Raw genomic sequence first — 11,186 nt, forward strand, 5'->3', positions numbered from 1 at the left:
TTCGGGCGACCGCATAAGTGTGGAAGCCCTTGTAGTACTCCGTCAGCCTACGCTAATAATCGGCTGGGGTCACTACCGGTGTCCGGAAGGCGTCATCGCGCGTCTCATGGGGCCGTCGATTCGACCCGTGCACGCCCTGATTCAGCCGCCTGGGCATCGGCCTCCGGGGAGCGCGCCTCGAACCGGACCATCATCGCCTTGAAGCCGGGGGTGTTGGACTCCCGAGCGACCAGATTGCGGTGGGTCAGGGCATTCGCCTCGGGATAATAGGCCGCGACGCAGCCGCGGGCGGTGGGGTACGCCACCAGGTGGAAACGTTCGGCGCGGCGCTCCTCACCCTGGAACACCGAGACCACGTCGACCAGCTCGCGGTCCGCGAAGCCGGTCTCGGACAGGTCCTCCGGGTGGATCAGGATCACCCGCCGGCCTCCGGAGATCCCGCGGTAGCGGTCATCGAGGCCATAGAAGGTGGTGTTGTACTGATCATGGGAGCGCATCGTCTGCAGCACCAGGTGTCCCGGTGGCGGGGTCAGATACTCCAGCGCCCGGACGGTGAACCCTGCCTTGCCGTCTGCGGTGGCAAAGGAGCGGTGGTCCCGCGGCGGGTTCGGCAGCACGAATCCCATCTTGTCCCGGATCCGCCGGTTGAAGTCCTCGGTTCCCTCGACCACCCGTGAGGCGTGGTCCCGGATGACGTCGTAGTCCTCGGCCATGGCCTGCCAGTCGACCACATGGTCGGGCCCGAAGATCGCCTCGGCCATCCGCGCGATGATCACCGGTTCCGCGAGCAGGTGGTCTGAGACCGGTTCGAGACGCCCACGGGTGGAGCTGACCACCGACATGGAGTTCTCCACCGAGAGGAACTGGGCGCCGCCGGGGTGCTTGTCGTCTCGGTCGGACCGGCCAAGCGTGGGCAGGATGATCGAGGTCTGGCCGTGGACCACGTGGGAGCGGTTGGGCTTGGTCGAGATGTGCACGGTGAGCCCGGTGCGCTTGAGCCCGGCCTCCATCACCGCGGTGTCGGAGTTCGCCGCGGCGAGGTTTCCTCCCATGGAGACGAAGACGTCGACGTCTCCGGAGTCCATGGCGGACATGCCGTTCGTGGAGTCGTAGCCGTGGGCGCGCGGGGAGCGGATGCCGAACTCGGTGTCGAGCCGGCTGAGAAACGGCTCGGTGGGCCGCTCCCAGATGCCGAAGGTCCGGTCGCCCTGGACGTTGGAGTGCCCGCGCACCGGGCAGGCCCCCGCCCCGGGTTTGCCGAAGTTGCCCTGGAGCAGCAGCAGGTTGACGATCTCCTTGATGGTGTCCACCGAATGTGGCTGCTGGGTCAGTCCCAGCGCCCAGCAGAATATGGTCGCCTTCGAGGCCGCCAGCAACTCGGCGATGTGCTCGATCTCGGCGCGCTGCAGCCCTGTGGCCTGCTCGGTCTCGGCCCAGTCCAGCGTCGCGCGGGCCCGGCTGTACTCGGCGAAGCCCTTGGTCTTGGACTCCACGAACTCGCGGTCCACCACGGATCCGGGATGCTCCTGCTCCTTGCGCAGCAGAAGATGCCCCAGCGCCTGGAACAGTGCCTGATCCCCGCCGACCTTGATCTGCAGAAACTCGTCGCTGATCCGCTCACCCTCGCCGACCAGACCCTTGGGGGTCTGCGGGTCCTTGAACCGGAGCAGTCCGGCCTCGGGCAGCGGGTTCACCGAGACCACCTTGCCGCCGTTCTTCCTTGCCTGCGCCAGGGATCCGAGCATCCGCGGATGGTTGGTGCCCGGGTTCTGCCCGACCACGAAGATCAGCTCGGATTCTTCGATGTCTTTGAGTGAGACGGTGCCCTTGCCGATGCCGATGGTCGGGTTCAGCGCCGTCCCGGAGGATTCGTGGCACATGTTCGAACAGTCCGGCAGGTTGTTGGTCCCCAGCGAGCGTGCCAGCAGCTGGTACAGGAAGGCCGTCTCGTTCGCGGTGCGACCGGAGGTGTAGAACATGCACCGCTCCGGCGTCGTCGCCCGGACGTGGGCGCCGATGGTCTCAAAGGCCTCCGCCCAGCTGATCGGCCGGTAGTGGGTCTCCCCGGCGTGAATCACCATCGGGTGGGTGATCCTCCCGGACTGGCCCAGCCAGTATTCGGTCTTGGTCTCCAGCTCGGCGATGGAGTGCTCCGCCCACCACTGCGGGGTGACCACCCGGGTGGTGGATTCCTCGGCGAGCGCCTTGGCGCCGTTCTCGCAGAACTCCACCGGCTTGCGCTTCGTCTCGGTGGGCTCGGGCCAGGCGCACCCCGGGCAGTCCACCCCCTGGGGCTGGTTGACCCGGTACATGGACCGCACGGTGCGGGAGAGTCCGCCCTGGGCCATGCCGCGGGAGAAGGAGACCTCCACCGCCTTGAGCCCGGCCGCGTAGGCCTTAGGCTCGGTCACCTGCAGGGAGTCTTCGTCGATGTCCTCGAACTGCGCGGCGTGACCGCGGACTGATTCATCGCGCACCTTGGTCATGGCTTCTCGTCCTTCATCTCGACTCGTTGTGAGTGGGTGTAGAGGTTGATGGACCCGCCGCGGGAGAATCCGGCGAGGGTCACCCCGGAGCGTTCGGCGAGGTCCACCGCCAACGACGACGGCGCCCCCACGGCGCTGAGCATCTCGATCCCTGCCAGTGCGGCCTTCTGCACCAGTTCGAATGAGGCCCGGCCGGAGACCTGCAGCGCGGTGCCGCTCAGCGGGAGCCGGCCCTGGGTCAGGGCCCATCCGACCACCTTGTCCACGGCGTTGTGCCGCCCGACATCTTCACGCAGGCACAGCAGCGCGCCGTCGGCGTCGAACAGCCCGGCGGCGTGGACGCCCCCGGTCTTGCCGAAGAGGGTCTGTCTCTCGCGCATCAGCTCAGGAAGCTCCAGCAGCACACTGGGGCTCAGCCGCAGCATGTCGGTCCTGCACGGCGGCAGGGTCTTCTCCACCGCGTCGATGGAGGTGGTTCCGCAGATCCCGCAGGCCGAGGTGGTCAGCACATTTCGGGTGCGCAGCAGCGAGGTCGGCGCCAGCGCGGGGTCCAGTTCGGCGTCGATGACGTTATAGGTCTGATTGCCCTGCTCGTCGGTGCCGGCGCAGTAGCGCAGGCTGCGCAGGTGGTCCTGGGAGCTGATGATGCCCTCGGCGACCAGGAACCCGGCGACGAGTTCGAAGTCATGCCCCGGGGTGCGCATGGTCACGGTGAAGGACTCCCCCGCCAGGCGCAGCTCCAGGGGCTCTTCGACGGCGAGCAGATCGATCTTGCTGCGGGTGCCGTCGGCGCGCAGGGTGATCACGCGACGACGTTCGATCAGCCGTCCCATTCCAGGCCTTCTTCCCGCTGTCCGGGCACCGGGAGGCACACCACCGGGTCACCCTGCGCCAGTCCGCCTTCTGGCACGAGTGCCAGCGCATCTGAGTCGGCCAGGCCGCGCATCATGTGCGCCCGGCTGTGACCGGCGGGCAGGACGCCCTGCGGGCCCCGTCGCACGGGCAGCAGTCGGACGCCGCGGCGCGCACCCGGCAGCTGCGCTCCGGCGGTGCGGCGCAGCGTGGGCGTGCGAGCCTCGGCGGGGATTCCGCGCAGTGCGCGCAGCAGCGGCACTCCCAGCGCGGTCAGCGCGGAGAACCCTGCCAGGGGATTCCCGGGGAGTCCGAGCAGATACAGGGGGCCCTCCTCGCGGGGAAGCTGGGCGAGCAGCACCGGGTGGCCTGGGCGCATGTCCACCGAATCCACTTCCAGCTGGGCTCCGAGCATGTCCAGGGCGGGTCGCAGCGCGTCGGCCCGGGAGTGGGCCGTGCCGCCGCTGCTGATGATCAGGTCGGTGGTGCCGGCGGCGGAGATCTGCCGGAGGGTGCGGGCCAGCGTCTCGGGGTCGTCGCCGAGCCGCTGGGATGCCACCGACGCGGCTCCCAGCTCCTTCAGCATCTGCGGCAGCGCCAGGCCGAAGACGTCGCGCACCTGTCCGGGAGCCGGTGTCCCGCTGGTGGTGACCTCCGCGCCGGTGAGCACCAGCTGCACCCGTGGTCTGCGGATCACCGTGAGGTAGTCGTGTCCGGCGACGGCGGCGACGGCGGCGCGCGCCGGGGTGAGCACGACGCCGGCCGGCACCAGCTCATCCTCGGCCCGACACTCCGCGCCGGCTTGGCGGACGTTGCGCTGAGCAGCGGTGTCCGGGCTGGTGCGCAGCGCCCGCAGCCGGTCCCCGTCGATGACACCGTGCTCGGAGCGCAGCACCGCATGTGTTCCCGCCGGCACGGGAGAGCCGGTGAGCACCTCGGTGGCTTCTCCCGGCCGCAGCGGGGTCGGGCGGGTCGCGGGGCTGTGCGCGCTCTCCGGTCGCAGCGCCCAGCCTGAATCTCCGTCGGGGAATGGCAGCGACTCCGCGGCCAGGGCCCATCCGTCCATCGCGGAGGTCGAGACATGCGGGATGTCCTGCAGGGCCAGCACCGGGTCCAGGAGCACGCTGCCGATGGCCTCCTCGAGGCTCATCCGGGCAGGGGCCAGCGCATCGAGGGCAGCGGCCCGTTCGCGGGCCTGCATCAGGGTCATCATCTCTGCTCGGTGCCGGTCAGCCCACGGCGCCGGAACGGCGCTCGAGCAGCTGTGAGGCCACCCGGGAGGCGGCGCGGGAGGCGGTCTGGAAGTCAGCCTGCCCGGTGGCCTCGGCCAGGCCGGCGACGTAGCCGATGAGATAGGTGGTCACCGGCGCCGCGGGGCGGACCACGGTGTGCGCCGCCTGGCCGGCGAGGGCGAGGACGGCGTCGATATCGATCTCGATGCCGTCTACCTCGAGGTGGTGGGCGAGCTCCTTGACCCAGAGCTCGATGGACTCATGCGGTTCAGTGGATTCTGCGGTCATTCCGACTCCTTCATTGACGCTGCCTCCAGAATCTCACAGCCGGGCAGGTCAGGGCAGATGGACGCCGAGCCGGTGTGCGTCGTGCAGGGTGTCCACGTCCTCGCTGAGTCCGCGGGGAACGACGGGGTGGCGCAGCCGGGCGGCGTCTTCCAGTCCGCTCAGCAGCCATCGGAGCGGGCGGTGCTCGACCTCCTCGGGGGTCAGCGCTCCGGCGCGGCGCAGGAGCCAGCCGGTGGGCACCGCGGCGCTCAGATACTGATGCCGCCCGCTGTCATCGCAGGGCAGCAGCGCGGCTGGTGCACCCTCTGGATCGTCGGTGCCGGTGGCCGCTTCTGACTGTGCGGAGTCCTCCAGCTGGCCGAGGAGCCAGTCCAGCAGCGGTGCAGGTTCGGTCAGGTCCACCGCGAGCAGCAGGGTCCACCCGGCGGGAGCTGCGCCAGCGCTGGTGTCGCGCTCGTGGCGCTGCAGCTCGACGGCGCCAGCGAGGACCCCCGCGGCGGGTCCCGCGAAGGCAGGGGTCTCACGCACCAGCGGGACCGGGGTCGGGATCTGGGGCTTGAGCGAGGGGGGCCCCACCACCACGGTGCGGATGTCTAGACGCTGAAGCTCCTGGAGCCAGCGCTGGATCTGAGTCTGCTGCCCGCGTCGGAGCAGAGCCTTCTCGACCCCGCCCATCCTGCTTCCCCGTCCCCCGGCGAGCAGGATCGCGGACAGCTTGACCGCGGAAGGCTGCAGTTCTGGGGGGTGCGTGTCAGCGGAAGGAGGCATGGGTCAAGAATGGCATCCAGGCGTCGCGGGGGGCGTCGAGCTCCACCGGCATCCAGACGTGATGAGGGGGCGCCTGGGGGGTGAAGCTCAGCGTCCAGCCGAGCTCGTCGAGGGTCTTGCTGCCCTTGCGCGCATTGCAGGTCCCGCAGCAGGCGACCAGGTTTTCCCAGCTGGAGTCTCCCCCGCGAGCCCGTGCGATGACGTGATCGACGGTGGCCGCGGGCCGGGCGCAATAGGTGCACAGGCGCCCGTCCCGGCGCAGGATGCTTCGTCGCGAGGGCGCCGCCGGACGTCGCCGGGACACCCGGACGTAGTGGTGGAGCAGGATCACGGCCGGACGCGGAACCAGTGACGAGGGCGTGGCGATCGGGGTGTGATCCTCGGCGAGCACGCTGGCCTTGCCGTGCATGACCAGCACGGCGGCGCGGCGCGAGGTGACCACGCTCAGCGGCTCATAGCCTGCGTTGAGCACCAGTGTGCGCATGTCGGGGCTCCCGTGCGTTCACCCCTGCTCGTCGTGCTGCCGGTGTGTGCGCCTCCAGGGCGCTTCTCGGCGCGGTCCTCACAGGGTTCAACAGCATTCTGCTCTGCCTGTACAGGCTCAATATAGACCGTGCTGACCATGATGCCCACTTGATGACGTGGCAGGCGCCGACACAGAAGCCGCAGGGCGCGATCCCTGTGAGGATCGCGCCCTGCGGCCGAGGTCTGTTCACCGCCGTGGCGGCAGAAGCATCAGTTGACGCTGAGGTACATCGTGTTGGACCAGTACGGGGAGTTCAGCGGGTACTGAACGGTGCCCACGCGAGGGTTGTTCGCACCGATGAGCTGACCGTTGCCGACGTAGATGGCGGCGTGGCTGCCACCGTTCTGGATGACGATGTCGCCCGGGGATGGCGAGGAGACCTGGCGCATCGACGCCATCATCCCGTAGGTCGTGCGGGGCAGCGAGACGCCAGCCTGGTTGTAGGCCCAGTTGATGAAGCCGGAGCAGTCCCAGCCTGAGGTCGTGGTGCCGCCCAAGGAGTAGGGGTTGCCGACTCCGGCGTAGGCTGCGCCCACGATCGAGCCGTTGCCACCGCTGGAAGAGGCAGGGGCCTCGTCCTGTGCGGAAGAAGTGGAGGCGACCTGGGTGTTGCCCTGTGACTGCTGGCCGGTGCTGGCCTGCGAGTTAGAGCTCGACTGTGAGTTGGAGCTCGACTGTGAGTTGGAGCTCGACTGCTGGCTCTGCTGACCGGTGTCGGTCTGCTGAGTCGGCTGCGGGGCACTGGCCTGCTGGGCCTCCTGCACTGGGGCCTCTTGGGCCTCCTGCACAGGGGCTTCTGGCTCGGCCTGCGGGGCGGCGGGAGCAGCCTCCTGGACCTCTTCGACGACCGGAGCGGGCTCCGGTGCGGGAGCGGGCTCCGGTGCAGGAGCGGGCTCCGGTGCAGGAGCGGGCTCCGGTGCAGGAGCGGGCTCCGGTGCAGGAGCGGGCTCCGGTGCGGGGGTGGAGGTCACCACGGGACGGTCGAAGGAAAGCTCGACGTCCTGGGAGGCGCTCACTGCCACAGCGGAGGTGGCGCTGGCGCGCTCCACGCTGAGACCGGATGCGGTCACGTCCAAGGTGGTGACCTCGGGGACCTGGATGTCGGTGCCGGCGTTCGCGGCGACTCCTGAGGAGATCACGAGGCCGGATGCGGCGACGGCAGCTGCCGCGCCCCGTCCGACGGTGCCGGCGTTGGATGCCACGGCCTTTGCCAATGATGGCTTGGCCTGGCGGCGCCGGTCACGGCGTGAGACGAAAGTCATGTCTGTCACTTCTCTGGAAACCTCTCCCTGTAGTTGCGGGGCCGCCTAAGTGAAGTGCGAGCCGGGAAGCTCACTGTCTTCAGGTCCTGATCGACCGCGATGCCCTGCACCCTGCCTTGCGGTAGTTTTCGTGGAACAGCTCCGGTCAGCGGCAGGAGAAGATCTGACTGGAGGCGCTGCGACTTCGGACATCGGCCGCGAGCACGACTACGACGTTATAACAGATCGATAAAATTGTCACGCTCAGGTCACGGTCGGTGCACAAGTCCCAGGAAGCGCCACGATCAGACACGGGTCATTGCGCTCTTCCAGCACGGGGAATCCTCACATAATTACTAGTCAGCGCGATTTATGCGAGTTTCATTGAGGAAACGAATCGATCACGAGAGCTTTGTCATACCGTGACCTTGTGCTTCATCTCACCGTGACATTGCCGTGTTCGGGTGCCTCGGGAGGGCGTTCAGGAGGCCGTTGACTCTTCCACGAACAGATGCTGGGCGACCTCCAGCGGCAGCTCGACCTCCAGTTGTTCTTCGGCCGCGAGCACGACCTCCAACATGACGTAGGCCTGATTCACCCCGCGAAGCCGCACCACACCGCCGGGACGCAGTCCGGCTTCGAGCAGCTGCTCGAGGACCTCTGGCTCCATCTGGATGGACTCCGCGAGGCGCTTGACGATCCAGAGCGCAGAACTCTGCCCCGTCGGGTCCGCCTCCGCGACCTGACGCAGAGTGATCTTCGTCGGAACGGGAGGCTGCTCCGCGAGCACCACCCCCAGCTTGTCCAGTCCGGGGATGGGATTGCCGTAGGGAGATTCCACCGGGGACTGCAGGATCTCCACCAGCCGGCGCTCCACCCGCTCGCTCATCACATGCTCCCAGCGGCAGGCCTCCTCATGGATGTACTGCCATTCCAGCCCGATCACATCGGAGAGCAGCCGTTCGGCGAGGCGGTGCTTGCGCATCACCTGTACGGCGAGGTCGCGGCCGGACTCGGTGAACTGGAGGCGACGATCCGGGGTGAGCACCAGGAGCCCATCGCGCTCCATGCGGGCCACCGTCTGGGACACCGTGGGGCCGGAGTGCTCGAGCCGCTCGGCGATCCGAGCCCGCAGCGGCACGATCCCCTCCTCTTCGAGATCCAGGATCGTACGCAGGTACATCTCAGTGGTGTCGATCAGATCGGTCACGTATGACTCACTCTCCTGCGCCGGGCCTTGGTAACGTGAGCCTCGGCGCTGTTCGTCCTGGTGGAAGCAGCTGCTGTACAGCATAGTTCCGCACCGGAACCCCTCGGCAATGACGCTGACCGATGCGACCACCGAGGACCCCGTGGGCCCACCAACTCTCACCGATCTAGGAGTCTCCATGTCCCAGCGCGTCACTATTCCGCACGAGATGCTTCCGCAGGACGGCCGCTTCGGCGCCGGACCCTCCAAGGTGCGTTCGGCACAGGTCGAGGCGCTCTCCGCCGCAGGTCGAGAGCTGCTGGGCACCTCCCACCGCCAGGCGCCGGTGAAGAACCTGGTCGGCGAGGTGCGCGAGGGCCTGCACACCTTCTTCGGCGCCCCCGAGGGCTACGAACTGATCCTTGGCGTGGGCGGCTCCACCGCGTTCTGGGACATCGCGTCCTTCTGCCTCGTGGAGAAGAAGGCCCAGCACCTGTCCTTCGGCGAGTTCGGCCACAAGTTCGCCAAGGCCACGGACAAAGCCCCGTTCCTCGAGGCCTCCAGCATCCTGACCTCCGAAGCGGGCACACTGCCCTCACCTGAGGCGGAGGCTGGCGTGGATGCCTACGCCTGGCCGCACAACGAGACCTCCACCGGAGTGGCGGCACCGGTCAAGCGGGTCACCGGGGCCGACGACGGCGCGCTGGTCCTCATCGACGGCACCTCCGCCGCCGGCGGGCTGGCCGTGGACGTCACCGAGACCGATGCCTATTACTTCGGTCCGCAGAAGAACTTCGCCTCCGACGGCGGACTGTGGCTGGCCATGATGTCACCGGCAGCCCTGGAGCGGGCCGAGAAGCTGGCGGCCGCCCGCTGGGTGCCCGATTTTCTGCAGCTGACCACGGCCATTGAGAACTCACGCAAGAACCAGACCTACAACACTCCGGCGCTGGCGACGCTGGTCACGCTGAACGAGCAGGTCCGCTGGCTCAACGGCAACGGCGGGATGGACTTCGCCGCCGCCCGCACCGCAGACTCGGCGGGCCGGGTCTACGCCTGGGCCGAGGCGCATGAACTTGCTCAGCCCTTCGTCACCGAACCGGCGGAGCGCTCGAATGTGATCACCACGGTGGACTTCGCCGAAGAGGTGGATGCCGCCGAGCTGGCCAAGACGCTGCGCGCCAACGGGATCGTCGACGTCGAGCCGTACCGCAAGCTCGGCCGCAATCAGCTGCGGATCGCGACGTTCACCGCCATCGAGCCCGAGGACGTCACCCGGCTGCTCAACTGCATCGATCACGTGCTGGGGCGCTGACCCGATACCGCGGAGCGGGGCAGGCTCAGCCTTCGTCGGCTTCGGCCTGCTCCGCCTTGTGCGCTTGCTTCTCCTCGTCGTTCATCCGCTCGAGCCAGGGCACCCATGGAGGAGCGATGAGCGCGTCCTCGCCGGGAAGCAGCCCGATCTCACAGACCGTGACCTTCTTGACCCGGGGTGCGCGGGCCACGGTGACGAACCATTCCCAGCCTCGGTAGCCGGGCTTTGCGGCGGCGAACCGGTGCGTGAGCAGCCGGTCTCCCTCTGCGGTCACGCCGAGGTGAGCTCCCACTTGGGCGGGATCGGTGATCTCGTAGAGCGCATCGTGGGCGAACTCCACGGCATCGGCCAGAACCGGGTCCACCTTCGGCTTCCCCGGCCGGCGCGTGCGCGCGACCGGCTGGTCGCTGGTCTTGACGGCGCCGGTCTTGATGGCGCTGGTCTTCTCGGTGCTGGCGGCCTCAAGGCTGGCCTTCTCGCCGACGGTCTGCTCAGAAGTCTGTTCAGTCATGATCAGGCATCAAACTCATCGGCCACGCGGCGCAGCATCGAAGCGATCTTCTTCGACTGCGCCGTCTGCGGGTAGTGGCCGTTGCGCAGCGCACCGGTGGAGTTCTCCAAGACGTTGACCAGGTCCTGGACCAGCTCGGCCATCTCATCGGCCGGCTTGCGGGAGGCGCGAGCCACAGAGGGCGCTTCCTCGAGCAGTCGCACAGAGAGCGCCTGCTTGCCTCGCCTGCCGTCGGCGATGCCGTATTCCATGCGTGCGCCCGCTTTGACGCTGGGCACTCCCGCCGGCAGGGCAGAAGAGTGCAGGAACACTTCCTGGCCGTCATCTGAAGTCAGGAATCCGAAGCCCTTCTCGGCGTCGAACCACTTCACTTTCCCGGTTGGCACGGTGCGCTTACCTCATGAATCATCGGAGACGGATACTGATCATCAAGGCCTCTAGAGTACCGCCGTCCGCGCCAGAGCCCGAACTTGGGCACAGGACTCCCGGTGCTGCGCGCTAGAATCGCAGCATGTCCCCAACGACGACCGCCGCCCATGGCGCGAACCGGCGCAGCGGCTCCCGCCCTGCGCAGGCGCTGCTGTGGTCCGGAGTGGTGATCACCGCCCTGTCCGGGATCGCTCTGCTGGTCATCCTGAGCCTCTACTTCATGGAGACCGACCCGCATCCCGCGTTCTACGTCGCCGCCCTATGGGGCTTTCCGCTGGGCTTCGCGCTGCTGATCGCTTTTCTGCTGCTCTCGGTGAACCGGCGCCGCCGCGGCACCGGCATCGGCTGA

The 11,186-nt window shown here is 68.1% G+C and carries 12 protein-coding genes; 2 read left to right on the top strand and 10 right to left on the bottom strand.

All coding sequences use genetic code 11. From position 1 onward, the window contains the following. Positions 1-104 precede the first annotated feature (104 nt). The 8 genes from LTH93_RS08195 to LTH93_RS08230 form a co-directional block, all read right to left on the bottom strand. Complete coding sequence (locus LTH93_RS08195; protein ID WP_241470630.1) at positions 105-2,486, bottom strand: FdhF/YdeP family oxidoreductase; 2,382 nt, start codon at positions 2,484-2,486, stop codon at positions 105-107. After that, positions 2,483-3,319: a formate dehydrogenase accessory sulfurtransferase FdhD gene (fdhD, locus tag LTH93_RS08200; protein ID WP_241465500.1), complete on the bottom strand. Its 837-nt coding sequence runs from the start codon at positions 3,317-3,319 to the stop codon at positions 2,483-2,485. Before fdhD ends, LTH93_RS08195 begins: the two co-directional genes overlap by 4 nt. Beyond that, positions 3,307-4,551 (bottom strand): molybdopterin molybdotransferase MoeA, encoded by a 1,245-nt coding sequence (locus tag LTH93_RS08205; protein WP_241470631.1) that lies wholly within the window; start codon positions 4,549-4,551, stop codon positions 3,307-3,309. The genes fdhD and LTH93_RS08205 overlap by 13 nt, the downstream gene beginning before the upstream one ends. Positions 4,552-4,567: 16 nt before the next feature. Then, the gene (locus LTH93_RS08210) at positions 4,568-4,858 is read right to left on the bottom strand and encodes a DUF6457 domain-containing protein (RefSeq protein WP_241465502.1); all 291 of its coding nucleotides are present in this window, start codon (positions 4,856-4,858) and stop codon (positions 4,568-4,570) included. A 48-nt stretch (positions 4,859-4,906) separates the two neighbouring features. Beyond that, on the bottom strand, positions 4,907-5,626 hold the full coding sequence (locus LTH93_RS08215) for an NTP transferase domain-containing protein (protein ID WP_241470632.1): 720 nt from the start codon (positions 5,624-5,626) through the stop codon (positions 4,907-4,909). Continuing rightward, entirely contained in the window at positions 5,610-6,110 is a 501-nt protein-coding gene (locus LTH93_RS08220; protein ID WP_241465504.1) for an HNH endonuclease, read from the bottom strand. Before LTH93_RS08220 ends, LTH93_RS08215 begins: the two co-directional genes overlap by 17 nt. A 251-nt stretch (positions 6,111-6,361) precedes the next feature. Then, positions 6,362-7,414, bottom strand: a complete 1,053-nt coding sequence (locus tag LTH93_RS08225) for a C40 family peptidase (protein WP_241470633.1) — start codon at positions 7,412-7,414, stop codon at positions 6,362-6,364. 460 nt (positions 7,415-7,874) lie between these two features. Then, on the bottom strand, positions 7,875-8,603 hold the full coding sequence (locus LTH93_RS08230; RefSeq protein ID WP_241465506.1) for a metal-dependent transcriptional regulator: 729 nt from the start codon (positions 8,601-8,603) through the stop codon (positions 7,875-7,877). Positions 8,604-8,781: 178 nt separating this feature from the next. Here LTH93_RS08230 and serC point away from each other — a divergent pair, with 178 nt between their 5' ends. Next, positions 8,782-9,897, top strand: a complete 1,116-nt coding sequence (gene serC / locus LTH93_RS08235; protein WP_241470680.1) for a phosphoserine transaminase — start codon at positions 8,782-8,784, stop codon at positions 9,895-9,897. 25 nt (positions 9,898-9,922) lie between these two features. On the opposite strand, the gene LTH93_RS08240 is transcribed toward serC, so the two are convergent. Next, positions 9,923-10,408, bottom strand: a complete 486-nt coding sequence (locus tag LTH93_RS08240; RefSeq protein WP_241470634.1) for a DUF3027 domain-containing protein — start codon at positions 10,406-10,408, stop codon at positions 9,923-9,925. A 2-nt stretch (positions 10,409-10,410) separates the two neighbouring features. Beyond that, complete coding sequence (locus LTH93_RS08245) at positions 10,411-10,794, bottom strand: cold-shock protein (protein ID WP_241465509.1); 384 nt, start codon at positions 10,792-10,794, stop codon at positions 10,411-10,413. 125 nt (positions 10,795-10,919) lie between these two features. Here LTH93_RS08245 and LTH93_RS08250 point away from each other — a divergent pair, with 125 nt between their 5' ends. Beyond that, positions 10,920-11,186 (top strand): hypothetical protein, encoded by a 267-nt coding sequence (locus LTH93_RS08250; RefSeq protein WP_241465510.1) that lies wholly within the window; start codon positions 10,920-10,922, stop codon positions 11,184-11,186.

Source organism: Nesterenkonia sp. DZ6 (assembly GCF_022565835.1).
GTDB lineage: Bacteria > Actinomycetota > Actinomycetes > Actinomycetales > Micrococcaceae > Nesterenkonia.

What these genes read in the sequence shown, in the direction of transcription:
- LTH93_RS08195 (WP_241470630.1), bottom strand. Translation starts at nt 2,486, where the DNA reads ATGACCAAGGTGCGCGATGAATCAGTCCGCGGTCACGCCGCGCAGTTC.
- fdhD (WP_241465500.1), bottom strand. Translation starts at nt 3,319, where the DNA reads ATGGGACGGCTGATCGAACGTCGTCGCGTGATCACCCTGCGCGCCGAC.
- LTH93_RS08205 (WP_241470631.1), bottom strand. Translation starts at nt 4,551, where the DNA reads ATGATGACCCTGATGCAGGCCCGCGAACGGGCCGCTGCCCTCGATGCG.
- LTH93_RS08210 (WP_241465502.1), bottom strand. Translation starts at nt 4,858, where the DNA reads ATGACCGCAGAATCCACTGAACCGCATGAGTCCATCGAGCTCTGGGTC.
- LTH93_RS08215 (WP_241470632.1), bottom strand. Translation starts at nt 5,626, where the DNA reads ATGCCTCCTTCCGCTGACACGCACCCCCCAGAACTGCAGCCTTCCGCG.
- LTH93_RS08220 (WP_241465504.1), bottom strand. Translation starts at nt 6,110, where the DNA reads ATGCGCACACTGGTGCTCAACGCAGGCTATGAGCCGCTGAGCGTGGTC.
- LTH93_RS08225 (WP_241470633.1), bottom strand. Translation starts at nt 7,414, where the DNA reads ATGACTTTCGTCTCACGCCGTGACCGGCGCCGCCAGGCCAAGCCATCA.
- serC (WP_241470680.1), top strand. Translation starts at nt 8,782, where the DNA reads ATGTCCCAGCGCGTCACTATTCCGCACGAGATGCTTCCGCAGGACGGC.
- LTH93_RS08240 (WP_241470634.1), bottom strand. Translation starts at nt 10,408, where the DNA reads ATGACTGAACAGACTTCTGAGCAGACCGTCGGCGAGAAGGCCAGCCTT.
- LTH93_RS08250 (WP_241465510.1), top strand. Translation starts at nt 10,920, where the DNA reads ATGTCCCCAACGACGACCGCCGCCCATGGCGCGAACCGGCGCAGCGGC.